The sequence below is a fragment of the Arthrobacter sp. zg-Y238 genome (assembly GCF_024385525.1).
GTDB classification, from domain to species: Bacteria; Actinomycetota; Actinomycetes; order Actinomycetales; family Micrococcaceae; genus Arthrobacter_B; species Arthrobacter_B jinronghuae.
Genome location: NZ_JANFLU010000001.1, coordinates 616,768 through 641,696, shown reverse-complemented (window position 1 = coordinate 641,696; position 24,929 = coordinate 616,768). Strand labels below are relative to the sequence as shown.

Genomic DNA, 24,929 nt, shown 5'->3' with positions numbered 1-24,929 from the left:
CGGATGCACGCCCCTATATACATTCGGCAGCCGAGACCCATCCGTAAGGGGAAGGACATCTCACGGCATCGGCCAGGGGTGATCGCTCTGGACTCGCCGCCGCAGTTTCCGCAACGCTGAACACCGGGAGACGATTGTGTACTACTGAACTGGTACGTACAGTATAGTTCGGTTATCACGTCACCCACGAGAGGTATACCGATGTCGACGACGACAACGACCGCCCCCACAGCAAGCGAGCTCATCGCCCGCGCGGAAAAGCTGGTCCCGCTATTACGGGAGCGCGCATCCGAGGCCGAGAACCTCCGACGGCAGCTCGATGAGACCATCGAGGATTTCAAATCCGCCGGGTTCTTCACAGCGATGGTGCCCGCCGAACACGGAGGCTCCGCACTCGGCCTCAGCGAGTTCGCCGACCTCGTCCGCGTCCTCTCGCGGGGCGATGCCTCTGCCGGCTGGATCGCCGCATTCCTCATCTCGCACTCGACCCTCCTCTATCGCTACGGCGCGGAAGCACAGGGCGAGTTCTTCGCGGAAAAACCGTACGGACTGACCGTCGCCGCTGCGGGCCCGCCCGGAGCCGCAACCCCTGTGGAGGGCGGATATAGCCTCTCCGGCACCTGGCGCTTCGGTTCGGGTGTTCTACACGCTGAGTGGGCCGCACTCAGTGCAATGTCCCCCGATGGCCCTCTCAGCGTTGTGGTACCCGTCAGTGAGACGGAGATCGTCGACACCTGGCACGTCCCCGGAATGAAGGCGACGGGCTCCAACGACATCAAGGTAGAGGGACTCTTCGTTCCCCGCCACCGCACGGTTTCCTTCCCCACATACTCGTCGGAGCACAACGAGGGTGCGGCACTGACTGAATACCCGCTCATCGGCTACCCCATGAACCGCACGCTCAACCTCATCCATTCCGCTGTCGCGATCGGAACCGCAGACGCGGCCCTCGAGCTCTTCGCGGGCGGTCTCGGTAAGCGGGTCCGGATGCAGACGCAGCAGAAGCAGATCGACGAGCCGATCACCCGCCAGACCTACGGCAAGGCATGGGACCTAGTACAGGTCGCTGGTCTCCAGCTACACGACGCACTTGCGCACACTGACCGGGTTTACGGCCGGCACTCAACCGGTCCCGCGTCGCTCGCAGACCGCGCCCGCATCAATCTGGGGCTGACCGGATCCGGGCAGAAAGCTTTCCAAGCCATCGACCTCGTGGTGCGGGCAGCCGGTGCCTCCATCTTCCGCACCGGCGACCCGCTGGAGCGGATCGTCCGCGATACACAGGTCATGCGCAATCACGCCGCAGTCGACTTCGAAACCATGGCGTCCGTCGCCGGCGGCGCGCTGCTCGGTGTTGGTATCGGCGACTACGCCGAGCCCATGTTCTAAGTCGACCCGACTGCCCTCCACCTACTGATAAGGAAGACCGCATGACCGACATTGCTGCACTTGAACGCCGGATTTCCCGAACCGAGGCCTACATCGAGATCTCGAACATCATGGGAAGGATTGAGTTCCTCCACTCCGCATACGCGAACGAACCGATTGTGCCGTACTTCAGCACACGGCCCGACACCGTGATCGAACTCCCGTTCGGCCGCTACACCGGTTCCGACGCCGCGCAGCGCTGCTTCGTCGGCGCGCTCGACGAGGGCCTCCCGCCCCGCGACCTCAGCGGTGAGTACGTCGAGCACCTCCTGTCCACACCCGTCATCGAGGTTGCCGATGACCTCGAAACGGCGAAGGCCGCGTGGATCACGCCGGGCGCCGAGGCTCACCACCTCGGTTGGGTCGAGGGCAATCCCCTCCACGGGTTCTGGTACTGGGGCCGCTACCACCTGGTCTTCCGCAAGGAAGATGGTGCCTGGAAGATTTGGAAGTACCGGAACTCCCTCACGTTCGTTGCCGATTATTACAAGAGCTTCACGGACGGCAGCCTCCCCCGACCGCCAGCGCCGATCGGGAACGGTGGACCGGACAGTGCTCCGCGATTCCAGGTCGAGTACACCCCGTCGTGGGATCCCAAGGAACTCGTGCACGCACCCGAGCCCTACGCCACGTTGGTGTATGTGCCCCTTTTATAACCCCGCCGAAACACCTAACCGCGGCCGGGTTAATAATTCCCCCGGCCGCTTTCCGTTCTGCCGATCAGCTGAGGCGTTCCAGCACGATTGCCATTCCCTGCCCGCCGCCGACGCACAGCGTGGCCATGCCAAGCGTCTTGTCCTCGGTCGACAGGCCGTTGATCAGCGTGCCGATGAGGCGGGTGCCGGTCGCACCGAAGGGATGTCCAATGGCAATCGCCCCGCCGTGCGTGTTGAGCTGGCGGTCCATGTCGATCCCGAGCTCCCTCGCAGAAGCAACGACCTGGACGGCGAATGCCTCGTTGATCTCAATCAGGTCGAGGTCGGCGATGGTCAGGCCGGCCCGACGCAGCGCCCGCCGCGACGATTCCACGGGTCCGAGCCCCATGATCTCCGGCGACAGACCTGAGACAGCGGTCGAGACGATGCGTGCCAGTGGCTGCAGACCGTGCGCCTTCGCATACCGTCCGGAGACGACCACTGCGGCGGATGCACCGTCATTGAGCGGGCAGGCATTGCCTGCCGTGACCGTTCCGACGGGCGAGAACACGGGCTTCAGCTCGGCCAGCACCTCCGCCGTGGTCCCCGGACGAAGCGAGTCATCCTGGTCGAAGATTGACCCGTCCGGCCGCACCACGGGCACGATCTCCCGCGCCAGGTAGCCGCTGGCCTGCGCTTCCCCTGCCAGGCGCTGCGAGCGCGCAGCGAAGGCGTCCTGATCGGCCCGGCTGACTCCGGTCAGCCGCGCCACATACTCAGCCGTGTGACCCATTTGGATATAGGCGTCGGGCATAGCGCCGTCGGTGCGCGGGTCGTGCCACGACGCCCCCGACAGCATCGCCTGCGCGGTGCGTTCGGCCGCTGCGTCGAACGCGGCATTGCCCGCCCCGGCCGGAGGGGCCGCGTGCGATGTCGACTCGGTACCTCCGACGAGGAACGCGTCCCCTTCGCCGGCCTTAATGGCGTGGAACGCCATCCGGGTGGTTTGGATCGAGGACGCGCAGAAGCGGTTCACAGTCGTGCCCGGCAGCGTGTCGTAACCGAGCAGCGTCGCCACGACCCGGGCCATATTGAAACCCTGTTCCCCGTCGGGGGCCGCCGTGCCGAGCATCAGGTCATCGACGTCGTCGATGGACAATCCTGGTACACGGTCGATGACGCCGGCGAAGACCTGGCGGGCGAGTTCGTCGCCGCGCACGTCGGCGAGTCCGCCCTTGCGGGCACGGCCGATGGCGGTACGGGCAATGGAGACAATGACGGCGTCGTTGTCAGTGAGGATGGTCATGCGGACTCCCGTAGGTGGGTTGGTTCAAGGGCGGCCATGAGGTTTACGGCGTCGTCAACGGTCTTTGCAGAGGCGAACCCGTGGAAGTCGGGACGGTAGACGACGGCCACGGCCGTATCGAAGACCTCCCCGTATCGGCCATCGACGTCGCTGCCGCTGTGCCGGTTGCGGGCCGCGGTGTCGGCGGGCATGACCTCGATGACCTTGCACGGGAATCCGGCGGGTTTGGCCGCACGGATACGCTCCGCATCGTCCTCACTCACCACGCGCCCGTCGACGAAGGCCACGAACTCACCCCAGGTAATCCGGTCCGCGGCCGTCTCGCTGCCGTCGAGGCCACGCAACCGTCCCTGCACGCCGATTCGGCCGGCGACCGGATCGGACCCGGGCGCACCGCCGGGGAAGAAGCCCGGACCGAGGATCTCCGGGGGCATGGGAGGAAGTGCATTCCAGGGGAACGGCCCGGCACTGAGGAAGTGGGTGTCGCGCGCCTCGACCTTGGCGGGGTCGGTCTCGCAGATCATCCGGCCGAGTTCGAGCGACATCATCAGCGCATGCTGAACGTGCGCACCCCGCTCGCTCCCATAGGTGTCGAGCAGACTGAGCGGTGCGAGCCCGCTCAGCACGTGGTCAATCTTCCACACGAGGTTCGCGACATCCCGGACCCCCGACACCATGCCCCGCCCGAAGAAGGGCGGCATCTGGTGCGCGGCGTCGCCGGCGACGAACACGCGCCCGCGGCTCCATTCGGTGACGCACCGCGCGTTGAACGTGTACATCGCCAGGCGCTCGAGGTCCGCCTTCTCGGGAGTGACCTCCCAGGGAGCGACAAGTTCCCAGGCGTTCTCCGTGCTGGCGAATGCCGCAGCGTCCTCCCCGGGCATCAGCATGAATTCGAAGCGGCGCCGGCCAGGACCACCGGAGACGACAGACGTCGGACGCAGGGGGTCGCAGATCTGGCCGTTCTCGGGCGTCCATTCACGCTCGGCCATCTGGAGATCCATCACCAGCCAGTCCGAACTGAAGTCCAGATCCGTCATTGCCAGCCCGGCGAGTTCCCGCACAGCTGAGTTGGCACCGTCGCATCCCACGAGGAATTTGGCACGGACCGTGGCCCCGCCGGCAGGGCCGTGGATGAACGCCGATACCCCCTCGGCATCCTGGTCAAACCCGGTAAGAGCGGTCCCCCAGCGAATCTCGAGCTCTTCGGCCATCTCCTGGTGCCGCCGCAGCGCGGCTTCGAGGTCGGGCTGGGCGAACATCGTGGACTCCGGCCAGCCCTGCGGCCCGTCGAGGGGTGCGGGGAAGGTCAGCAGGAGCTTCCGATCGGCAGTCAGCCAGTCGTAGCTCAGGGCAGGCTCGCTGAATGTGGCCTGCTCCTCCGCATCCAGGCCTACTCCGGCTAGGAATCGGTTGACATCCGGGTCGTAATGGACGGCCCTCGGCAGAGAATACGGCTCGCGGTGCTGCTCAACGGCCAGCACCCGGTACCCGCGCTGTGCAAGGTAGAGCGAGGTCAGTTGCCCAACCACGCCCTGCCCCACAACAAGCACATCGACATCGTTGTCGCTCATTTGGCTTCGATTCCATTCTGTTCGTTGAATACTCGGGCCCGCTGGACGAACCAGTCGACCGTGCCTGGGTTCTGCAGCGATCCGCGGTTGACCGCCTTGGCCTGGTCATACCCCAGGAACACCTTCTTCAAGGGCACCTCGATCCGCTTACCGGAGTACGTGACGGGAATGCCCGGCGCTGCCTCGATCGCGTCCGGAACGTGCCGCGCCGTCGCTCGGGAACGGATCGCGGTCCGGATCCGCGCGGCCAGGTCGTCGCTGAGTTCGACGCCGTCGGCCAGTTCGACGAACAGCGGCATCCAGTACCGCCCGCCCGGCATTTCGATCCCCAGAACGACGCCGTTACGCACTTCATCCAGGGTTTGCAGCGCGGCGTAGATCTCCGCGCTGCCGAGCCGCACGCCGTCGCGGTTGAGCGTCGCGTCGGATCTTCCGTGCACCACCACACCCCCGCGCGGGGTGCGGCTGATCCAGTCGCCGTGCGTCCAGACGGACGGGTCGGCTTCGAAGTACGCCGCGTGGTACTTGGCGCCATCCTCATCGCCCCAGAAGCGGACCGGCATTGACGGCATCGGCCCGGTCAGCACGAGCTCGCCCACTTCGTCGTCCGCCGCCTCCCGGCCGCCCTCCGCGCGGACCTGGACGGGAGTTCCGAGCGTCGGTCCCTGCAGTTCACCGAGGTGCACGCGCTGCCACGGGTTGCCCCCGATGAAACCGCTGCAGATATCGGTGCCGCCGGAATCACTCGACAGGTGGACGTCGGCCTTGACCGCGGCGTGGACCCAGCGCCAGGTCGAGGGGGCGAGAACCGATCCCGTTGACATGATCGTGTCCAGGCACGAGAGGTCGTAACGGTCTCCCGGGCGCAGCCCGGACTTCTCCACGAGGGCGAGATATGCGGCCCCGGTGGCGAGCATCGTCGCCTGCGTCTCAGCGACGAGTGCGAACTGGCGGTCGGCGTCCGGCCACACGGACGCACCGGGGAAGGTAACCACTGATGCCCCCACGCTGAGCGTGTTCGGAAGAGTGTTCCACACCATCCAGGAGGTGTTCGCTGCGGTGAAATAGCGGTCACCCGGACCGAGGTCGAACTGCAGCCCGATTCCCTTGGCGGATTCGAGCAGCATTCCGCCGTGTCCGTGCACGATTCCCTTCGGCGTGCCGGTGGTTCCGGAGGAGAAGAGGACCCACAAGGGGTGGTCGAACGGGAGGCGCCGGTAGTCCGCGGGTGCAGGCGGCAAGGCATCGAGGTCGTCGAGGTACACGACGTCGGTCACCGTGGGCAGCGCGGAGCCGACCGAGTCCACCAGCGGCCGGGAGTCGACCGCGCGGCCCTTGAACGTGTAGCCGGAGAAACCCAGCAGCACGCGGGGCTCGAGCGGCGCCAGCCTGTCGACGATGGCAGGTTTGGCAAAGTCGGGCGAGCACACCGACCAGATCGCGCCGAGGGACGCGGCCGCGAGCATCGCAGCGATCGCCTCGGGGATGTTCGGAAAGACGCCCGCGACGACGTCGCCCTGCTCGACGCCGAGGCCGCGGAGGCGGGCGGCGAGGGCCGCGACACGATCACGGAGACCGGCCCAGGTCCACTCGATGCGCCCGTCCTCGGACAGTCCTACGATCGCCACCTCGTCCGGCCGGGTGTCCGCATGCCGCAGGACGTTCTCGGCATAGTTCAGCCGCGCCTCCGGGTACCAGACCGCACCGGGCATGCGGCGCTCCGAAAGGGCAGGTCCCACCAGCCCGTCGCCTATCAGGCCCGCATGCTCACGTACGAGATCCCAGAATTCCCCGGGCTCCTCGACCGACCACCGCCAGAAGGCAGGGTAGTCGTCGAGGAGCACCCCGTGGCGTTCGAGGGCGAGCTCACGGAGGGCCCACATCTGGGTGTTCCGGATGCTCTCCTCGGTGGGCGCCCAGGTGACTTCGGGCGCCCCGGACGTCTCGGTCACGATGCCGCGGTGAACTCGTTCGTAAACGAGCCGAAGCCGTCGAGGGTGCTGGTGAGGCGATAGCCCGGCCGCATCAGTATCCCGCGCGAGAGGCCCACACCCGCGGGCGTGCCTGTGAAGATGATGTCACCGGGCAGCAGCGTCACGATTTGCGAGAGCCTGTGGATACTCTCGTCAATCGGGAAAAACAGCTGATCCGTGTCGCCGTCCTGAAGAGTGATCGTCTCTTCGCCCGGGCGCTCGAGCACCGCGTGGAACGAGATGGAGTCCCGGTTCGGGAATTCGTCCGGTGTGACCACGTACGGTCCGAACGGTCCGAAATTCGGGAACGACTTGCCCATCGAGAACTGCGGTACGGGGGGACGGCGCTGCACAGTGCGCTCCGAATAATCCTGTCCGACGGCGATGCCGGCCACATGTTGCCATGCATCGGCCTTCTCGATCCGGCGGCCTTCCTTACCGATAACCACGACAATCTCGGTTTCGTAATCGACGTCGTCGCTTGGCAGTTCGACCTGTGCGTTGGGCGCTGCGAGGCTGGAGCGGAACTTCGTGAAGACGATCAGGTCATCGGGTGCCGGGATGTTGGCCTCGGCGGCGTGGTCCTTGTAGTTCACGCCGATGGCGAGCACCTGCGGAGGCCTCGGGACCGGGATGCCGAGATCGGCCGGCTCGAAGGGCACAGCCGCCGGCAGGGCGGCCGCGGCCGCCCAGGCGGCGAAGTCACTCCAGCGCTCGTAGACATCCATCGGGTCAGGCCCGAAAGCGCCGTCGGAGGCTTTGGCGATGTCGACTGCTCCCCCCTCGGTCACGAGGGAGGCACGGCCATTCAGGTTGGCTATACGCATGTGTCAGGCCTCCGCTGCGAGCGGGAAGGGAACTCCGCGCAGGAGCTCGGGGTTCGCCGCGATCTTCTCTGCCCAACGGTCGGGGAACGACGGGTTGGGAACCTCGACGGCGGGACGGAACTCACCGGCATAAGCCCGGCGGTGAATCTCCTCGTGATCCATCCCCGCCTCGCGTGCGGCAACCAGCTTGTCCGGGTCGAACTGCGGTCCGAGCTGGTCCTCCGCGAACTCGCGTGATGCCCACATCCACTCGCTCGACTTGCCCCAGTCATGGAAGTTGTCCACCTGGATCTCGATGCCGTTCCCGTCCGGGTCGGTGTAGTACATGGACATCGTCATGCCATGGTCCATGTTGAAGGCGGGCAGGATGTCCTGGTCCCGCAGGCGGACGTAGTTGTCCAGCCACGAGTCGAAGTCGGGGTATTCGAACGCCGTGTGGTGGATCCCGGCCGAGTGGGGTTTGTCCACCGGCGGGACCGTGCCGGGAATGCGGAGAAGTGCGATGCGGTGGTTCGCCTCATCGTTAACCAGCCAGGCGGCGTTCTCCGAGTAGAAGATCGGCTGGAGGCCGCAAACGGCCTCGTAGAATTTCACCATGGGGTCGATCTCCATGGTCATGAAGGTCGCGTGGTGGAGTTTGGGGGCGCGGATAGGGCGCGGTTTCGGCGTGGTGGCATAGACGGACTGGGACATCATTGTTCCTTCACTCGGCGGCTGCGCTGCAGCCGATTCATTGCTGTACTTGCGGCTCGGTTTTGTAAGGAGGGCCCTCAGGCCGCCGGCTCCACGGGGGTGAAGTGACCGAACCGGCGGTGCTGATAAACGAGGCCGGCGACATCGAAGCTGTCCGCAGCACCGACGAGACCCGTCACGATCGTGTGATCCCCCGCCCGCACCAGGTCCACGACCTGGCACGCTGCCCACGACGCGATGCCGGCAATACGCGGCAATCCCTGATCCATCACCCAATCCACGCCGGCGAACCGGTCGAGACCACGCCTTGCGAAGGTCGAGGCGATCCCCGCCTGGTCGAAGGCGAGGACATTGAGACCGAACCGCCCGGACCGCGTGATCAACTCGAGCAGGTCTGAGTCGTGTTGAAGCGACACGAGGACCATCGGTGGATCCAGCGACAACGATGCGAACGCACTGACCGTTGTCCCATGCGGGACACCGAGAGTGGTCGTCACGATGGAGACGGGCGTGGCGACGGCTCCCATGGCTGCCCGGAATGCCTGCGGATCAACGGAAACTTCTGTATGCGTATCCACCGGTACCTCCTCATTGAGATTCATAGTCGTACTGTACGGTGTAGTGCAGATAAGCGCAATGGGTTTATTCCGGCGGACCGGGGAACGTGTCGTACGGCTCCGGGGCGAGCGGGAGCTCACGGGGGTCCCAGACCGGCGAGTAGGGCACCTGACCGCGGGGCGGAGCATCTGGTCCGTTCTCGTCGTAGGGCGGCAGAGGCGGGATCAGCTGCGCAGCGGCATCCGTGAAGCTGGCGCTGTAGTCCGTGATGAAGGTGGCCGAGAGCCGGAAGTGCCAGAGCCGCCAGGCATCGTCTTCACGGACGAAATCCGCCGAGTAACGTCCCCAGTACCAAAGCGCCCGAAGCGGGTTGCCTTCGACCCAGCCGAGGTGATGCGCCTCGGCGCCCGGTGAGATCCATGCCGCCGAAGCGGTGCGCCCATCCTGGGCAACTTCCACCACCGGAGTCGTGAGCAGGTGCTCAACGTACTCACCGGTCAGATCGCGCGAGGGCGCCTTCATCGGGGGCGGCGCCCACGCTCTCCGGGCGGCGTCCGGCCCGGTGAACGTACCGAACGGCATCTCCACAACCAGGTCCTCCCGGTCCGCGAACAGCGGTGGAATCAGGTCATCCCGATAGGCCGAGTGGTAGAACGCATAGCGCCCCATGAGGTTTTCGATTTCATGAACAGCTTCGAGGCGCTCCAGTCGGCGGGTGATATCTGCGAGTTCGGACATGATGCCCTTTCGTAACGGAGGGGATGGAGGGGCGACGTCGATTAAAAGAGGGGCTCGGGGAAGTCGCCGAGATCCTGCCCGAGGAGGACACCGCCGGCAACAGCGCTCATGGTCATGAAATCTGCGGACGCATGATTGCGGATGACCTGCACATCCCTGCAGATGCGCTCCAGCGGGTCACCCGTGCGGAAGATAGAGGCCCCCGACGAGCGCACCACCAGGTCCACTGCAGCAAATGCCTTGGTGCCCGCCCCGGTGAGACCCAGGTTGATCACGGCGCGGTTCTCAAGGCTTGCCTCCTGCGAGCGCTCAGGCCCGTAGATGGCGGCCGTCATTTCGAGTGCGTCCCTCATCTGCAGCTCCGCGACGTGCAGCAGGTCCCAGGCGTGGGCGTATGCCGATCGCACCAGCGGCTCATCCACGATTCGCTGCCCGGTCTGCATGCGGACACGCTTACCGGCATTTCCACGGAACAGCTCCAGGGCCGCATCCGCGGTGCCGAGCGCAACTGCAGCCTGGATGACGGGCAGAATGCGGTTGACGGGGTACGCAGCGAGCGGGTAACCGGGGTGTAGCGCAGCAGCCCGTTCCGAGTCAGCGGAGAACAACGCGAACTCAATCGTTCGGTGCGCGGGAACGAAGACGTCCTTTGCCTCTACATCGTTGCTCCCGGTGCCCTTCATACCGGGGACCTGCCACGTGTCGATCACCGTCACGTCCTCGATGGGCACCGCCACCGAGAGCGGCCCGGATGGAGATACGGCGCTGACCATCACCCATTGGGCGTGCATCACAGCGGAGGCGAAGCGCCAGCGACCGCTGACCAGGTAGCCGCCCTCGGTCGTCACCGCCGTTCCGGGAGGGGTGGCCGCCGCCGCTGCCAGCGCGTACGTGCCGCCCTGGAAGAAGTCGGCCTGCGCCTGTGCCCCATAACGAGCGAGCAGGAGATTGTGGGCCATGAGGAACGCGCCGACCCACCCGGCTGACGCGTCGCCCCGGGACAGGGTCCGGACGATGTCCACGTACTCGATGAGGTCGATCTGGGAGCCGCCCAGCGTGGCTGGGAGCATCGCGCTGAATAGGCCTGCCCTTTCGAAGTCGGAGATCGTTTCGTCCGGGAGGCGGCGAAGCTCCTCGGTCTCGGCCGCACGCTCCCTCAGCAGGGGCACCAGTGCTTCGGCATTCGACAGGAGTTCGGCAGGGAGGGGGGCGGTAAGCAGAGGGGACATAACGGGGAACCTTTTCTTGGTGATGGGACGTGGGTGATAGAGAGAGTGGTGAGATGGCTGCTCGCGTCACGGATGCCGGCGGGTGTCCGCCAGCGGGGTGACGTATCGGGGACTCAGTCAGCAGGTCGGGGCTCGACCAGCGTTTCCTCGTTATGAACGGCAGGTCCCGTCCACGGGGCGGGGAACTTCGGCAGAAGGGCGGCGCACGCTACCGCGATGACGCCCAGCACAACGAGTACGAGCATCGGCGCGGCGTAGCTTCCCGTAGCTGCCTGAAGCGCACTGAAGAGGTACGGGGACGCCGCAAGCGCAACACCCGTAACCGCGAGCGTCATGCCTTGGAGCGCTGCGAAGGACTTCATCCCGAAATACTTGGCGATCAGCGCCGGACCCAGGGCCGACTCCACGCCCGCGATGATGCCGAGCAGTCCCATAGAGAGATAGACGAGCACCAGGGAACCACCGTTACCGAGTGCGAGCAGGAGACCCAGCGGTGCGCCGAGGAGAAGCAGCGCCACGACCCACGGGCGGCGTGTGCGGTCGAGAGTGGTACCCCCGGCAAGCAGTCCAATGATTGACGTGCTGGCGAGTACCGAAAGCGAGACCGAGACGGCGGCGGGATTGACACCGGACTGACCGAAGAAATCCACTGCGTTCTGACGCATCGCGATAGGCCCGGTCCCAGCGAGGACGAGGAAGAGGATGAGTAGAATCCACGGTCGTGTCAAAATCGCCTTCCGGAACGGCACCCCCGGAAGAGAAGCGTCGACTGCCTTGGGCAGAGGAACGTGCGCAGTGACCTTGGGCTCGGAGATGAGCCAGAGCACGGTGGGGATTCCGATGACGGCGACCGCGATGGCGGTGACGAGGTAGGTGCCGTCCCAGCCAAGCCCCGCGAAGACCCCGGCGTCGACGCTAGGCATAGGCGCACCGCCCGCGTCGCCAGGCGGAACCAGACCGCCGCTTCCGGAGTCTGCGGGGGGCTCGGCTCCCGCCGGCGCCTCGCCTGCCGGGGGTACCCCACCTGTCTGGGGCGCGGCGTTCCCATTAATAAGCCACTGGAACAGAGGAGATGAGATCGCTGCGATCACGCCGGACGTCACGCCGACGAGGCCGAAACCAATACCACGATGCGCCGGGAACCACCCGGAGATGACTTTGAACACCACCCCCAGGCTCGCGCTGAAGCCACAGATTGCTGTGAGGGTAAGAAGCACACCGAGCAGCCATGTGGTGGTGCCGGCGACCGGAACCAAGGCCATAAAAACCGCATAGAGAATGATGGACGGCAAAGCGACCGTCCGGGCGCCGTGGCGGTCGACCCAGCGTCCGAGGAAGGGAAGGAACAATGGTCCGACGAGCAGCGGAATGCTGACGAACAGAAGTATCCCGTCCTGCGGCCGTGTACCTGTGCTCATCGCGTAGGCCGGAACAATAAAGGGGGTCATCGCAGCCAGGGCTGCAGGACTCACGGCGACCAGCAGAAGACTGCCGATCAGCGCCGCCTTGGCCCGACCCGGGGCCTTCAGGAAGTCGACGGCGTATTGTTTGAAGCTGATTTTCGCTGCGTCGTCGAGCAGGGGCACGGGCTGCGGAACGCTCGACGCCGGCACAACTGGATGATCTTTCTGCATCGGGACTCCTTGTGGTCGGTTGTCGCCGGCGTCGACCTTGACGCCTGCGCTTTCACCTGCTGGGGCACGAGGGCGAACCCCCGGGACACGACTTAGTGGCGCGGGGGTACTGCCGGAGGACGCCCGCCCTTGGGCGCAGTGACGGGCGAACTTATCGCCGCCATCATCGGAAAAGGTGCAAGACCGAACATCGCCCGGCCATTGATCTCAGCCATCGGATCGATCCGGAACGCCCCATGCGTGGCCAGGACGTGGATGTCCCGGACCGCGCGCTGGATCGGATTGGAGAGGGAAACCGCCGACGATCCCAGAGCGAGGAGGAGCCCGTCCACTGTGTGGAGGCACTGGTGGATCAGGTGGACGAGATCCATCGTGATTTCGGGTTCTTCAGACGGGAGATAGTCCTCACCTGCGAGCGCCCGCCGATCCGCCTCGTCCATGTGCCGGGCGAGAACGGCGTCCGCCGAGTTGATGGCCGCACGCGCTTTGCCGGCGACCATCTGGATCGAGGCCATTTCCGACATAGTCGGGTAGGGCAGATTGAACGGCGGACGCTTCGCGGCCTGCGCAAGGAACGAGTCCAGTGCCCCCTGTGCGATCCCGATGGCCAAGGCGGCGAACGCGCCGCTGCTGCCGATCATCATCCCGAACGCTCCGTGCTTGAAGCCCAACCCCGAGTAGGCGCCGCGAAGTGAATCGCTCAGACGCGGAAGGTCAGCGGTGTGGACGACGCGGTAGTCGGGGACGAAGATCTCCTCGTCCGCCCGGATGCTGTTCGAGTTCGTTGCCTGAAGCCCCATGACATGCCAGTCGTCGACGATCGTGTACTGGTCCCTGGACAGGACACCCATTGCGCGTCGCCGCTCGCCGCTTGCCGGGTCGTCATACTCGAAACCAACGGAGCCCCAGGCAGCGTGCTTGCTGCCGCTGCCGAACGACCACTTGCCCTTCACCTGGTAGCCGCCGGCCACCTTGCGGCCGTCGCCGACCTTCGGTGCGAAGACGGTCGCACCGAACACGAGCGGACCGACCCATTCGTCGATTCCCGCAAGTACTTCGTCGCGGAGCTTCGCATCGAATCCAAGGATGTTCCGGGTTGCGCTCGAGACGATTACCAGCCAGGCGGCTGCCGCATCGCCCAGGCCGAGTGTCCGCACGACCTCCGCAGTGTCGCGGGCCCCGAGTGCGTAGCCGCCCAACTCTGTGGGGATCGTGATTTTGAAGGCACCGACCCGATTCACCGCCTCCAGGGTGGCAGGAGTCAGTGCGCCGAGCGCTTCCCCCTCGGCGGCCTGTTGGCGCAGCAACGGGAGGAGCTGGACAATCTCGTCCCGCATTCGGCGACCCTCATCACTCAGGTACGGCGACTCGGGGAACTTCGCCCTGGTGGTGGAAGGCCCGTCCGGCAGGATCGGCTCTCCGTTGGGGATACCTGCCGGCGGCATTGTGCGTGATGTTGTCATCGAGGGATCCAATCTCTTCTTTGAGGCTTCCGTGATCAGGGGCGGGGTGCGACCGGACCCGACGGCAGCGTCGGGGGCGGCGGGCCTTCGGCACGGAGCGGCCCCAGCGCATGCGTCCACCGCAGCAGTTCCGTCAGCATCGGTGCGACGGCACCCTGGGCGGAAGGCGGCGGCACGAAGTCGCCGGCCTCAAAGTTCTGCATAACAAGCGGCAGTACGACACCGTCCGGCAGCGGCATCATGCGAACAGTCGTGACGATCTGTTTCATGACCTGTACTGCGCGGAGACCTCCCGCGATGCCGCCGTAGCTGACGAAGGCGACGGGAGCATACGTCCACTCGCGCCCGAGGTAGTCGAAGGCATTCAGCAGGGCGGCCGACGGCCCGTAGTTGTACTCCGGTGAAACGAAGATGAACGCGTCCGCTTCCCTGATTTTCGCGGCCCACCTCTGCGTGTGCCCATGCTCGTAGCGTCCCAGGACAGGGTGGTGGCGTTCGTCGAGGACGGGCAGTTCATAATCCGCGATGTCGACGAGCTCTACCTCGAATCTCCCATCCGCCACCGCTCGCTCGAAGGCCCACTTTGCTATGGGTCCGGCGAGGCGGCCGGGGCGAGTGCTGCCGACAATGATCTGCAGTTTGGGCATCGTCAGTCCCCCAGCGGATCCTGGCCGGGGACCGCTTTGCGGAAAGTGCTCCAATGCTCGGCAAGCTTGCCGTTGTGCACCCGAAAAACGGTGAGGATGTTCCAGTCGTAGGAGGCCTCCGGAATGACGGGATCGGGGACGACTTTTCGCATCATGAGGCAGGCAACCTCGCCATCGAGGATGACGCCCACCACCGGCGGCGGGATCTCACCAACGACCGGCACATGCCGGAAGTGTTCAATGAGCTTCTCGAGGCCGTTACCGGCCGCGTTCGGGTCGTGCTGGACGTAGTCTTCCGCGGCGTATCTGGTCATGACCTCGACGACCTGTTCCTGCACCTTGTCGTCGCGGACAATACGGGCCATGTCTGCTTCGAAGTCGATAAGCAGGCGCTTGACCGCGGTGCGTTCCGGCGAAGAATCGGCAGCGACCGCTGCCTTGAACTCCTCATTGTCGAGCCAGTTCTGATAAATCGCGGGATCACTGATCTCTGCGATTCCATTGATGACGGTAAATCCAGCCATGGTGCGGATCCTCTCTGCAGCTGTCGGCGTCGCGTCAGGGGCAGACACCGCATCGAAACGCCATCGTTTCGATCAGCTCGAGGGTCACGCTACTGCCACGTCACAGGGAGCGCAACCCCCGTCACGTTCGAAGCCTGCTCCCGGCGCAGGAGATGAGTCGGTTGGCCGGTCGGCTCCGGCTGGTTTTGCCGCCGACGACCCGTTTTCGGGAGGGGTTGCCGCCGGAGCGATGTGGAGGGCATGGGCGACGTCGGGGCGAGAGGTGAAGTGTCAGCGGTGCGAGAGCACCGGGATCAGAATCGTGTCGACGAAGCCGGCCAAATACTCGCGGTCCGGAAATGTCCCCTCCGCCAGATGTTTGGCGAGCGGCATGGATAAGAACGCGTGATGGCAGTACCGCCGAACGGTCGCATCGACGGAGATCTCCCGACGCTCGACGGCGCGGTCGATGGCGCGGTCGAGCGGGGAACCCGCAGGAGCCGAGATCTGCTCACGCATCGTCTCCGCGAGTGCCTCATCGCGCATCGACGCGTGGGCGAGGGCCGCGAGGAGCGTCATTTCGGACTCAGCCACATGGGCGATCTGCTCCATGACGGCGAGTAGATCGCCGCGTAACGTGCCGGTATCCACATCGACCGGCTCCTCCAGTTGGGAGTGTGAACGGAGGGCGGCCATCACCAGGCCCGGCTTGCCGTGCCACTGGCGATAGATCGTCGCCGTGCTGCATTTGGAGCGTTTCGCCACGGCGGGCATGGCTAGACCTTCATAACCGACCTCCTCGAGGAGGCCAAGGGTCTCGGCGAGGATCTCCGCCTCACGGTGCGGTGAGAGTCGGCTGTGCCGAGGCCGTTCAGCGGGATCACTCACCGTCGCAACCTCTCTCCCGTCATTCTTAGCCCAGCGCCGGGCCCCACGGATAGTCGTAGCCGGGTTTCAGCACCAAGTCCTGCTCCCCCGCAATCGGACGCAGCCCGCGCAGGAAGACACGCACAATGTATTCGACATGGGCTTCGAGCAGCTCGTCGGAGACGTCGAAGTCTGAGATCAGTGCATCGAACTCGATGCCGGACACCGTCATCCGCAGGAGCATTGAGGCGTGCGCCTCCGGCCGATCAACTTCGAAGTTGTGCTCGGAGCCATAGTCAACGAGCAGCTGCGCGATGATGCTGATGATGTCCGAGACGTCAGGCATCGGGATGGTGTTGAACGCAGCCTGGATCTCACGGCGCCGGTTGTGCTCAGCGATCATCACGCGGAAGTACGCGATTGCCTGTGCGCCAGTGCCGGCCCTAGTCGCCGCGACCAGGGCGCCAACCAGCCGATCCTCAGCGGACCCCTCGCCTGATCCGTCGCGCTGCCGAAGCTCGCGCAACCGCTGCCCGAGCTCCATGCTTCCATGCTGCAGAACAGCTTTGAAGAGCTCGAGCTTGTCCGCGAAGTGCGCGTAGACCGTCGTCTTGGACACTCCTGCCTGAGCGGCCACCGCGTCCATGGATGTGCCGTCATACCCGTTGAGCAGCAACAGTTCAACGGCTGCATCGAGCACCGCGTCGCGCTTGCTGCGCCCACCGCTTCGTTTGGCCCGTGGCATTCGGCTCTCCTCTGTATACGCTCCGACTCAACCCGCACACCTGCGGGTAGCCGCTCATCGCCATCCTATGCTCTGGACCGACCAGTACGGAAAGACATGCATGGACAACTTGCGCACTGATCCGTACAGTACACCCCAGCCATACAGACGGAGATGACATGACTGACACGATTCCCCAGCCACCTGACGAGCTGACTCCGGGCCTCCCCCCGGGGCCTCCCCCTGAGCGGTCAACCCCTCTGGATGCACCGGCATCCAGGTACCTCAGCGCGGAGGGGAAGCGGCTCGCAGCCGGAGTGCGCACCCTCCAGAACCGCATTCGGGAGCTCGCCCCCGAGGCCGAGCGCCGCGGCCGACTCAGCCCGGAGATTGTCGAGGCCTTCACCGAGCTTGGCCTCTACCGCGCCTGTGCCCCCATCGAGTACGGCGGCTCCGCTCTGGGTGCCCGCGACATCGCTGAGATTGCGCGGGCACTGGGACGAGGCGACGCCGCGGCAAACTGGACCTTCTTCGTCGGCACCAGCCTCCGTATGGTCAGCACCTTCCCCAAGCCCTTGGTAGACGAACTCTACAGCCGGCAGCAGGGCCATATCGGCCCGCTGGCCGCCGGGGGTTCGACGTTCGCTGCCGTGACGGGCAAGGCGGTCAGAGTGGAAGGGGGATGGAACGTTGAGGGTAAGTGGACCTACGTATCGGGAAATCACGACGCCGCCTGGCTTTTCGGCGGTGCCGCATGGGCGGACGGAAACCGCAGCGGCCATGCATTGTTCATGATGGACCCAGCCGACATCGAACCGGTTGATGACTGGCACGTGGCCGGCATGATGGCGTCCGACTCCAACTCCATCACCACAACCAAGCCGATGTTCGTGCCCGACCACCGCTTCATCGATATGTCAGAGCTCCCGATGCACCTGGACAGTGCAGCGGAACGGTTCGCCGGTCTTGCCTACCAGGCGAAGACACGGGCATCCATGATGACCGCAACGGTATTGAACATGGCCGCCCTGGTCGGCATGGCCGAGGGCGCCCTGGAGGTGTTCCAGGAGCTCGCGCAAAAACGGAAGCCGTTCAGCCCGCCCTACGACACGATTGCCGAAATGGCATCGAGCCAGGTCGCAGCCGGTAAGGCAAAGGCGCTTCTCGGCGTTGCGGGCGCGACCGTGCTCCAGTATGCGGACGAGATCGACCATCTCGCGGTTCGCGGCGAAGACTACACCGGCGACGAGGAAGCGCAGGGCTGCACCGACCTCGCCTTCGCCGGCCAGCTGGCGAAGGACGCGATCGACCTCCTCCTGCGCATCCTGGGGTCGTCAGGCATGGCACTGTCCAACCCACTCCAGCGTTACTCGCGCGACTCGGGCGTCATACTCTCCCACGGTGCAATGCGTCTCGAATCCCTTGCGGAGATCAGTGGCCGCCGGCTCCTCGGACAGCCCCCGTTCAAGATGTTCGCCGGTGGACTGCAGGACAAGGGTGCGCAGAAGTAACCGGCACGGTAAACGCTGACGGTCCCGGGTGGAGCTTTCATTCCACCCGGGACCGCGCTTTCAGGGCTACAGCCGTGGAGCGGAAGCACGTCTGCCCAGCTTCCGCTCTGCGTTCAGCTCAGGACTCCAGGACACCCTCTTGGACGGAGGCGCCCGTGATCCAGCCGATAACGCTTTCCTTGTCGACTGACCCCGTCGCAGTGTCTGCCACCTTGCGCCCGCGGTTGAGGACGACGGTGCGGTCGGACACGGCGAAGGCGAGTGGAAGGTTGTGGGTGACTACGACAATCGAGGTGCCGCGCGCAGCGAGGGTCTTGATGAGCTCCTCGACGAGTTCGGTCTGCTCGTGTCCGAGCGCAGCCGTCGGCTCATCCATGAGGAGGATGCCCTGCTCGGGCAAGCGCGCGCTTGCCCGAGCAATGGCGATAACCTGGCGCTGCCCACCGGACAGCATCTCGACGGGGCGGGTCACCGGCGCCGTCCGGATGCCCAACTCGTCGAGTTCGCGCTCCGATTCACGCCGCATCGCCTTGTGGTCGAGGAACCCGAGCCACCCGAGAGGCCCACGCATGAGTTGCTCCCGGCCCAGGGTGAGGTTCCCGGCGATATCCATCGCCTCCACCAGTGCGAGGTCCTGATACACCATCTGGACACCGGCACCGGAAGCATCCCTCGGCGACTTGAAATCCACCGGGCGCCCGTGCACGAGGATCTGCCCCGAACTGGGGCTGTGCGCACCCGACATGACTTTCAGCAGCGTCGACTTGCCGGCACCGTTGTCGCCCAACAGCGCGACTACCTCACCTGCATGGACGGTCAGGGACACTCCCTCCAGGGCACGGGCATATCCGTAGTGGACCGAGATGTCCTTCAGTTCCAATGCGGCGTCACTCATCGTGTTCCTCTTTTCGCGCCGTCGTCGCCACTGGCGAGAAGGAGCTTTGACGTTGTGTTTGTCGTCCACATGTTCAGTCCGAGACCGCCGACCAGCAGCACGCCCGTCACCACCGAAGACCAGTCCGCCGGCACCTTCGCCAGCAACAGTCCGGCAGAGATCGTCGCTACCACAATCACGCCGAGACCGACCCTGGGGAGGCTCCCCCGACCGCCGACGAACGGCACCCCCGCAAGCGCAACAGCTGTCATTGCGGTGAAGACGGTGCCCACGCTGGCGCTCGGGACCGCGGTCGTGATGTACGCCGCCGTCACGATTCCTCCGAGGGCTGCGCACAGACCCGAGATCGCGAAGCCGAGGATGCGGTACCAGTTAACCGCGATGCCGACGCGGCGGGCGGCCTCGGCGCTGCCGCCGACGGCCAGCAGACGTGTCCCCCCGCGGGTGAACTTGAGGAACACAGTGAGGATAATGAAGAGGACCACCGCGATGTACACCGGTGCGGGAATGCCGAAGTATGTCCGCGTTCCCATGAACACCAGCTGGGTGAGCCCCGAGATGTTGTAACTGCCGGCGATCAGGAGCGATGCACCGCTGAGCACGCTGAGCATGGCGATGGTGACGATGAGGGGATTGAACCCCCGGAGTACGACCACGGCGTTGACAAGACCCACGACGAGTCCCACCAGCAAGCCGCACATGATAGCCGCCCCCACCGGCAGCCCCTCCTGAAGGAGGCGCCCGGTGACGACGCCGGCCAATGCGGCTGTGCCAGGCACCGAGAGGTCCAGCACTCCCGTCATGATCCCCACAGCGACACCCGCGGCGAAGATGCTCGCGATCGCTGCCGCGTTCAATATCGAGATAGCGGTGGGCAGGGTGAGGAAGTACGGTGCCCCCCAGAACGCGAAGACGGCGATGATCGCGAGGAAGAGTGCCAGGAGGCCTTGGTCACGGATCAGGAGCAGCCCACGGATCTTCCACGGCAGGGCGTTGTTCGGCGAGAGCTGACTCACCGTGTCGGCCCGGGTAACAAGCGCCATATTCAGTTACCGCCCGTAGCCTTAACCGGAGTCTCGATGATCCCGCCCTGGGATGTGGGGTCAGAGATCAGGCGAATGAGGTCTGCTCCGGCCTCGTCAACGGCGCTGGAGTAGTCCCAGCTGACGACAGCCGTGATGTCTCCGGCCTCCTGCGCGGCCACGGCCCCGTCACCGCCGCCGCCGGCCACGATGCAGGCCGGAGTCTTGTTGGCAGCCTTGAAGGCACCCGCCGCACCGAGCGCGGTCTCGTCGCTCGCCGCAATGATGACGTTCGCATCAGGGTTGGCGATGAGGAGCTGCGAGACGGTGGTCTGTGCACTCGAAATGTCCGCAGCCTCGCCGGTCGCGACGATGGGGACGTCCGGGGCTCCGGCTGCAAAGGAATTCTCGATGGCACCGATGACCTGCTCTGTGCCGCCGGCGGCATCAGGCGGCATCAGGAACAGCGCCTCGCGCCCTTCGCCGTCAACGGCGCACTTCGCTGCGGTGTCGCCGATCATCGTCCCGTACTTCATGAAGTCCGGCTCGTCGAACGCAATTCCCGGCTGAGGTCCCTCCAATCCGACCGACATGGGCGGACCCTCCACAACCACGGGAATCTTCGCCGCCTGCAGCGCCGCGAGGCTCTGAGCGGCGGTCTCAGGCGCCACGGGCATGATCCACGCCCCCACGATGCTGCGCGTGTCGATGGCCTGCTGGATCTGCTGGGCCTGCTTCACCGCGTCGAAGCCCGCGTCCTGGATGGTGACGGTATAACCCTCACCCTCGAAGTACTCGACCACGCCGTCAGCTAGCGCCGCGACGACGTCGATCTGGGAGGACGGAGTGAAGAAGGCAATCTCTCCCTTCGACTCCGCTCCGGCGGAACCGGCGGGCTCGGCAGCCGCTTCCTCGGATGCGGCGCATCCGGGAAGGGTCAACAGGCTGACCGCGAGCGCGGTGCCTGCGATTGTGAGGGCGCGAGTATTCTTCATTGAATCTCCTTGTGCACAGGGGCAGCATTGCCTGCGAAAGACACCAGACATTATCGGTTTCTGCACTGTACCGACCAGTAGCCTAATGCGCAATACCCCCACCCGGCGGCGCCCAAGCCTCTTCTCCCTCCAGCCATGAATGTCTGCGACTGCAGCAGCGGCGGGATGCTGCGGGCAACTCGTTGATCGCGGGCGGCCGGAACCCACCAAGCAACCCCTGCCGTCACATCCTTCACCACCGCAGAGACACCAAAGCGGAACGGTTTCGCAACGGTTTCTGGATGGAGTTTGCCTGGCCCGGAGGACGTACTCGATGGGTTTACTGGGAGATGGGTTCCAAGATCGGCCGAAGGGCCCGCAGCCTTCCGACCCCGTCCGCCAGGAAAGTCAAAACCGCTCTAATGAAGCTTCGTCCCATGTACATGGGCGTATACAGAAGCGCCATCTACCCCCGGCCCAGGTGTCGAAGAAATCCTCGTCCAATGAATAGAAGTGTCGCGGGGACGATGCAGAGCGCCAAAGAATAACGGGGGCCAGCGGCATCTACTGAGCAGGTAACGGGGTTATTCCGCGCGGATACGCCCGTTATCTACTCAGTAGACCGTCTGCACGCGCAAATTGCTTCGTCTCCGCTGGCTTCCGGGCTACGCCGCTTCCCGGCCTCGCATCCACAGGACCATGTCCATAGCGCGGAGCCGGGAAATTGGGTGGTGCCGGCGATTGCGGGCCATCAGCTTGCCCGCCCGCGTCTGCCCCCCCCCTGCCCTCCGTCTTTCCTGAACCAGGAGTGTACAGATTCCGGCCCACCAATCCCGGTTGGCCCGCCCCCGTCCCCTAGAGTGATCGCCATGGACTCGCCGCCCCAAATTGCCCTCATTGCGTTCACTGCCCTCGTCATATGCATCGGTCCCGCCCTGCTCGTGCCGGGTGTTCTCGCATATTCCGGCCGCTGGACGTCTTGGGTAGGCCCCTCCGGCCCCAAGTCGACGGCAAAGCACTCCCGGCTGGGTTTCATGATGTTCTGGGCCGGCGCGCCGATGACCGTGATGGATGTTCTCCTCGGACTGGAGGCACTGGGGGTGGACGCCTCCGTGACAAGGGATCTCGGCCTGGCTCCTTTTATGTTGTGCGTGCCCATAGCGATGATGCACGTCTTTTTCCTCCCAAAGGTCCTCCGGCCCCTCCTGCTGCCTCAGTGGTACCGGGACTGGGAGGACCCGATCAACGAGCGCGACGACCGGGAGGCGGAAGTGCGCCGTGCCAGACGCAAGCGCCTCCGGAAACTGCCCCGGGCTGAAAGACGCCGGATCCGGCTTCAGGAAAAGGGTCCGCTTGAACCCTGGATAGTCGTCGAGGTTGATCAGAAGGTCATTTGGGAAAAAACCTCGCACTACTAGCCCTTCAGCCCCGCCCGCAGCGCCTTCCACGCACCGGTGGACCAGAGTGCCCACACCACCAGCGGCGGCTGGAAGAACAGCCGGGCCAGTCGGGCGCCGTCGGACTCCAGACCGAACGCGTCCGTATGCGTCACGTACTGGGAAATGTTGCCCGGAAAGATCGCGATGAAGAATGCAGCCGCAGCCAGGCCCACCGGCACCCGCCGCTTCGGCAGCAGGATCAACGCTGCGCCGAGGCTGATTTCGGCCACCCCGGAGAGCAGCACCACGGCGTCCTCGTTCAGCGGGACCCAGTCCGGCACCTGCGCCTGGAATTCCTGCCGGGCAAAGGTCAGGTGCGAGGTGCCGGCGAAGGCTAGGAACGTCCCAAGTCCGACGGCGGCCCAGCGGCGTGGTTTCGACGTCGGCGGCGCGGGGCGGGCGGCAAGGGCAAGGACCTTCTTCAGGGCGGACATGTGCCCGACGCTACACCCTGCCCCGAACGCCCGCAGGAGCCGGGCGCACCGCAGCCGCCTAGGTGAGCCGGTTGTAAGCCAGCTGCGCCAGGGCGGCGGCCTGGTCCCCCAGCACCGCGTCATCAAAAACCACCCGCGGGGAGTGGTTCCAGGCGGCGGTGACCGGATTGACCGACGGCGGGGTCGCACCGAGGAAGATGAAGGTGCCGGGGACCTCGTTGAGCACCAGCGAAAAGTCCTCCGATCCCATCAGCGGATCGCGGGATTCCAGCACCCGGTCCTCGCCGAAGATCTGCCGCAGCCCGGTGACGGCTTCCCGGGTCCGGTCGGGATCGTTGCAGGTGACGGGGTAGCGGATGGTGAAGTCCACCTCCGCGCTGCAGCCGTGCGCGGCGGCGATGCCCTCGGCGAGCGCCTTGGATTCCACAATCACCCGGTCCAGGGATTCCTCCGAGAGGGTGCGGACCGAGGCGCCGAGGCTGGCCGTATCCGGGATGACGTTGATCGCTTCCCCTGCGGAAAGCTGGGTCACGGTAAGCACGATCGGGTCGAAGGCGGAGAACCGGCGGGTGGCCATGGTCTGCAGCGCCGTGGCGATTTCGGTGAGGGCCGGAACGGGGTCGATGGCCGTCTGCGGCTGCGAGCTGTGCCCGCCGGAGCCCTTCACGGTGATCCGCAGTTCGTTCGCGCCGGCCATCAGCGTGCCGGGCTTGGTGCGGAAGACTCCCAGCGGGCCGGGCCGGACGTGGATGCCGTAGGCGGCTACGGGACGTTCCCCCGCGGCGTCGAGCACTCCCTCGTCAATCATCAGGCTCGCGCCGTCGTGGCCCTCCTCCCCCGGCTGGAACATAAAGATCACGTTGCCGGAGAGGTCCTGCTGCTGGGCGCTGAGCAGCCGGGCAGCGCCGACCAGGCCGGCGACGTGCAGGTCATGGCCGCAGGCGTGCATGGCGCCGTTGGTGGAGGCATAGTCCAGATCGGTCAGCTCGCTCACCGGCAGCGCGTCCATATCCCCGCGCAGCAGGACGGTGGGCCCGGGCTCGGCGCCGCGGAGCACGGCGACCACGGAGGTGGTCTTCACGCCCAGGGTGATTTCCAGGCCCAGCCCCTCAAGGGCGGCGAGGACCTTTTCCTGGGTGCGGGGCAGGTTGATTCCGGTCTCCGGATCCCGGTGCAGCTCCCGCCGCAGGGCCACCAGTTCAGGCAGGATCGCCTGTGCTTCCTGTACAAACATGCTTGAAGTCCTGTCATCTACGCTGATGGCCGGCCGCCGTTCGGGCTGCCGCTACCTACGCAGTAAATCACTCCTTCGCCTCCAGCACAGCCTTGCAGACAGTCCGGCGCAGCCGGGCGGTAATAGTCGGGACCAACGCCTTAGGACGCCGGTCCCACCGCCTGCCCGCCACGCGTCCATGGGTACTTCTCCCCATGGACGTTATTGACCACCCCGAGGTTATGTATAGTGACCGCACATAAAGGGGGGGAAGGGAATGTCTTACGACATAGATGTTCCGTCGTTGCAGGCCATACTGATGGCTGTGGCCACGGAGGGCACGGCGCTCCACGACGCCGTCAACGCAGCCAAAACCGGCGGGGATGACACCGCTGGCCAGTTCGGTACCGCAACGGAAGTGGCGGAAGCCTTTACCTCGTTCTGGACTCCGCGCGCCGACGTGGGCCAGAGGATATCCAGCCTGGTCTTCCGGAAGGCAGAGACAGTTGCCGTGGCTACCCAGGCATTCCTGGCCGGAGACGATGAGATGCACTACAACGCCCACAGCATCATGACGCGGGTAGACACCGGCTATGTTCCCCCGCTTTTCCGCCCCCAACCGCTGACCCCGCTGGACTAGCG

Annotated in this window: 24 protein-coding genes; 5 read left to right on the top strand and 19 right to left on the bottom strand. The window is 65.4% G+C overall.

Translation table 11 applies throughout. The features are described from left to right. The first annotated feature begins 201 nt into the window (after nt 1-201). Entirely contained in the window at nt 202-1,389 is a 1,188-nt protein-coding gene (locus NNX38_RS03205) for an acyl-CoA dehydrogenase family protein (RefSeq protein ID WP_255796692.1), read from the top strand. Nucleotides 1,390-1,430: 41 nt separating this feature from the next. Beyond that, a complete protein-coding gene (locus tag NNX38_RS03200; protein WP_255796691.1) occupies nt 1,431-2,084 on the top strand; it encodes a nuclear transport factor 2 family protein in 654 nt (217 codons plus the stop codon). A 64-nt stretch (nt 2,085-2,148) separates the two neighbouring features. Here the strand turns inward: NNX38_RS03200 and NNX38_RS03195 are convergent, their stop codons facing one another. From NNX38_RS03195 to NNX38_RS03130, 14 genes are all read right to left on the bottom strand, one after another. Continuing rightward, a complete protein-coding gene (locus tag NNX38_RS03195) occupies nt 2,149-3,369 on the bottom strand; it encodes an acetyl-CoA C-acetyltransferase (RefSeq protein WP_255796690.1) in 1,221 nt (406 codons plus the stop codon). Beyond that, nucleotides 3,366-4,943, bottom strand: a complete 1,578-nt coding sequence (locus NNX38_RS03190) for a bifunctional 3-(3-hydroxy-phenyl)propionate/3-hydroxycinnamic acid hydroxylase (protein WP_255796689.1) — start codon at nt 4,941-4,943, stop codon at nt 3,366-3,368. Before NNX38_RS03190 ends, NNX38_RS03195 begins: the two co-directional genes overlap by 4 nt. Beyond that, complete coding sequence (locus NNX38_RS03185) at nt 4,940-6,895, bottom strand: acetoacetate--CoA ligase (protein WP_255796688.1); 1,956 nt, start codon at nt 6,893-6,895, stop codon at nt 4,940-4,942. The genes NNX38_RS03190 and NNX38_RS03185 overlap by 4 nt, the downstream gene beginning before the upstream one ends. Further along, complete coding sequence (locus NNX38_RS03180; RefSeq protein ID WP_255796687.1) at nt 6,892-7,743, bottom strand: fumarylacetoacetate hydrolase family protein; 852 nt, start codon at nt 7,741-7,743, stop codon at nt 6,892-6,894. Before NNX38_RS03180 ends, NNX38_RS03185 begins: the two co-directional genes overlap by 4 nt. Nucleotides 7,744-7,746: 3 nt before the next feature. Next, a complete protein-coding gene (locus tag NNX38_RS03175; RefSeq protein ID WP_255796686.1) occupies nt 7,747-8,436 on the bottom strand; it encodes a VOC family protein in 690 nt (229 codons plus the stop codon). Nucleotides 8,437-8,513: 77 nt separating this feature from the next. Beyond that, on the bottom strand, nt 8,514-9,014 hold the full coding sequence (locus NNX38_RS03170; protein ID WP_255796685.1) for a flavin reductase family protein: 501 nt from the start codon (nt 9,012-9,014) through the stop codon (nt 8,514-8,516). Between the two features lie 64 nt (nt 9,015-9,078). Further along, nucleotides 9,079-9,732, bottom strand: a complete 654-nt coding sequence (locus tag NNX38_RS03165; RefSeq protein ID WP_229950607.1) for a nuclear transport factor 2 family protein — start codon at nt 9,730-9,732, stop codon at nt 9,079-9,081. A 41-nt stretch (nt 9,733-9,773) separates the two neighbouring features. After that, nucleotides 9,774-10,961, bottom strand: coding sequence for an acyl-CoA dehydrogenase family protein (locus NNX38_RS03160; protein WP_255796684.1), 1,188 nt, complete (start codon nt 10,959-10,961; stop codon nt 9,774-9,776). Nucleotides 10,962-11,074: 113 nt separating this feature from the next. After that, nucleotides 11,075-12,574 (bottom strand): MFS transporter, encoded by a 1,500-nt coding sequence (locus tag NNX38_RS03155; protein ID WP_255796683.1) that lies wholly within the window; start codon nt 12,572-12,574, stop codon nt 11,075-11,077. A 113-nt stretch (nt 12,575-12,687) separates the two neighbouring features. Beyond that, a complete protein-coding gene (locus tag NNX38_RS03150) occupies nt 12,688-14,058 on the bottom strand; it encodes a hypothetical protein (RefSeq protein WP_255796682.1) in 1,371 nt (456 codons plus the stop codon). Nucleotides 14,059-14,093: 35 nt separating this feature from the next. Continuing rightward, nucleotides 14,094-14,705, bottom strand: coding sequence for an NADPH-dependent FMN reductase (locus tag NNX38_RS03145; RefSeq protein WP_255796681.1), 612 nt, complete (start codon nt 14,703-14,705; stop codon nt 14,094-14,096). Between the two features lie 2 nt (nt 14,706-14,707). Beyond that, entirely contained in the window at nt 14,708-15,229 is a 522-nt protein-coding gene (locus NNX38_RS03140; RefSeq protein WP_229950617.1) for a nuclear transport factor 2 family protein, read from the bottom strand. A gap of 270 nt (nt 15,230-15,499) precedes the next feature. Continuing rightward, a complete protein-coding gene (locus NNX38_RS03135; protein WP_229950618.1) occupies nt 15,500-16,096 on the bottom strand; it encodes a TetR/AcrR family transcriptional regulator in 597 nt (198 codons plus the stop codon). Nucleotides 16,097-16,121: 25 nt separating this feature from the next. Continuing rightward, a complete protein-coding gene (locus NNX38_RS03130; RefSeq protein ID WP_229950620.1) occupies nt 16,122-16,820 on the bottom strand; it encodes a TetR/AcrR family transcriptional regulator in 699 nt (232 codons plus the stop codon). A gap of 158 nt (nt 16,821-16,978) precedes the next feature. Here NNX38_RS03130 and NNX38_RS03125 point away from each other — a divergent pair, with 158 nt between their 5' ends. Further along, entirely contained in the window at nt 16,979-18,310 is a 1,332-nt protein-coding gene (locus tag NNX38_RS03125; RefSeq protein WP_255796680.1) for an acyl-CoA dehydrogenase family protein, read from the top strand. A gap of 118 nt (nt 18,311-18,428) precedes the next feature. On the opposite strand, the gene NNX38_RS03120 is transcribed toward NNX38_RS03125, so the two are convergent. From NNX38_RS03120 to NNX38_RS03110, 3 genes are read right to left on the bottom strand one after another with little or no spacing between them, the layout of a single operon-like run. Then, nucleotides 18,429-19,205, bottom strand: coding sequence for an ATP-binding cassette domain-containing protein (locus NNX38_RS03120; protein WP_255796679.1), 777 nt, complete (start codon nt 19,203-19,205; stop codon nt 18,429-18,431). Next, complete coding sequence (locus tag NNX38_RS03115; RefSeq protein ID WP_255796678.1) at nt 19,202-20,221, bottom strand: ABC transporter permease; 1,020 nt, start codon at nt 20,219-20,221, stop codon at nt 19,202-19,204. Before NNX38_RS03115 ends, NNX38_RS03120 begins: the two co-directional genes overlap by 4 nt. Nucleotides 20,222-20,250: 29 nt before the next feature. Further along, complete coding sequence (locus NNX38_RS03110; protein WP_255796677.1) at nt 20,251-21,222, bottom strand: substrate-binding domain-containing protein; 972 nt, start codon at nt 21,220-21,222, stop codon at nt 20,251-20,253. A gap of 848 nt (nt 21,223-22,070) precedes the next feature. Between NNX38_RS03110 and NNX38_RS03105 the strand changes: the two genes are divergently transcribed. Then, nucleotides 22,071-22,619: a hypothetical protein gene (locus NNX38_RS03105; RefSeq protein WP_255796676.1), complete on the top strand. Its 549-nt coding sequence runs from the start codon at nt 22,071-22,073 to the stop codon at nt 22,617-22,619. Here the strand turns inward: NNX38_RS03105 and NNX38_RS03100 are convergent. Both NNX38_RS03100 and NNX38_RS03095 read right to left on the bottom strand, forming a co-directional pair. Next, complete coding sequence (locus tag NNX38_RS03100) at nt 22,616-23,074, bottom strand: hypothetical protein (protein WP_255796675.1); 459 nt, start codon at nt 23,072-23,074, stop codon at nt 22,616-22,618. The genes NNX38_RS03105 and NNX38_RS03100 overlap by 4 nt on opposite strands. A 58-nt stretch (nt 23,075-23,132) precedes the next feature. Next, on the bottom strand, nt 23,133-24,308 hold the full coding sequence (locus tag NNX38_RS03095; protein ID WP_255796674.1) for a M20 family metallopeptidase: 1,176 nt from the start codon (nt 24,306-24,308) through the stop codon (nt 23,133-23,135). Nucleotides 24,309-24,564: 256 nt separating this feature from the next. Between NNX38_RS03095 and NNX38_RS03090 the strand changes: the two genes are divergently transcribed. Continuing rightward, entirely contained in the window at nt 24,565-24,927 is a 363-nt protein-coding gene (locus tag NNX38_RS03090) for a DUF6507 family protein (RefSeq protein ID WP_255796673.1), read from the top strand. Nucleotides 24,928-24,929 lie beyond the last annotated feature (2 nt).

Coding starts and splice junctions, on each gene's coding strand:
- NNX38_RS03205 (WP_255796692.1), top strand. CDS start 202: ATGTCGACGACGACAACGACCGCCCCCACAGCAAGCGAGCTCATCGCC.
- NNX38_RS03140 (WP_229950617.1), bottom strand. CDS start 15,229: ATGGCTGGATTTACCGTCATCAATGGAATCGCAGAGATCAGTGATCCC.
- NNX38_RS03145 (WP_255796681.1), bottom strand. CDS start 14,705: ATGCCCAAACTGCAGATCATTGTCGGCAGCACTCGCCCCGGCCGCCTC.
- NNX38_RS03160 (WP_255796684.1), bottom strand. CDS start 10,961: ATGTCCCCTCTGCTTACCGCCCCCCTCCCTGCCGAACTCCTGTCGAAT.
- NNX38_RS03195 (WP_255796690.1), bottom strand. CDS start 3,369: ATGACCATCCTCACTGACAACGACGCCGTCATTGTCTCCATTGCCCGT.
- NNX38_RS03110 (WP_255796677.1), bottom strand. CDS start 21,222: ATGAAGAATACTCGCGCCCTCACAATCGCAGGCACCGCGCTCGCGGTC.
- NNX38_RS03165 (WP_229950607.1), bottom strand. CDS start 9,732: ATGTCCGAACTCGCAGATATCACCCGCCGACTGGAGCGCCTCGAAGCT.
- NNX38_RS03200 (WP_255796691.1), top strand. CDS start 1,431: ATGACCGACATTGCTGCACTTGAACGCCGGATTTCCCGAACCGAGGCC.
- NNX38_RS03105 (WP_255796676.1), top strand. CDS start 22,071: ATGGACTCGCCGCCCCAAATTGCCCTCATTGCGTTCACTGCCCTCGTC.
- NNX38_RS03190 (WP_255796689.1), bottom strand. CDS start 4,943: ATGAGCGACAACGATGTCGATGTGCTTGTTGTGGGGCAGGGCGTGGTT.
- NNX38_RS03100 (WP_255796675.1), bottom strand. CDS start 23,074: ATGTCCGCCCTGAAGAAGGTCCTTGCCCTTGCCGCCCGCCCCGCGCCG.
- NNX38_RS03130 (WP_229950620.1), bottom strand. CDS start 16,820: ATGCCACGGGCCAAACGAAGCGGTGGGCGCAGCAAGCGCGACGCGGTG.
- NNX38_RS03095 (WP_255796674.1), bottom strand. CDS start 24,308: ATGTTTGTACAGGAAGCACAGGCGATCCTGCCTGAACTGGTGGCCCTG.
- NNX38_RS03175 (WP_255796686.1), bottom strand. CDS start 8,436: ATGTCCCAGTCCGTCTATGCCACCACGCCGAAACCGCGCCCTATCCGC.
- NNX38_RS03090 (WP_255796673.1), top strand. CDS start 24,565: ATGTCTTACGACATAGATGTTCCGTCGTTGCAGGCCATACTGATGGCT.
- NNX38_RS03120 (WP_255796679.1), bottom strand. CDS start 19,205: ATGAGTGACGCCGCATTGGAACTGAAGGACATCTCGGTCCACTACGGA.
- NNX38_RS03125 (WP_255796680.1), top strand. CDS start 16,979: ATGACTGACACGATTCCCCAGCCACCTGACGAGCTGACTCCGGGCCTC.
- NNX38_RS03180 (WP_255796687.1), bottom strand. CDS start 7,743: ATGCGTATAGCCAACCTGAATGGCCGTGCCTCCCTCGTGACCGAGGGG.
- NNX38_RS03150 (WP_255796682.1), bottom strand. CDS start 14,058: ATGACAACATCACGCACAATGCCGCCGGCAGGTATCCCCAACGGAGAG.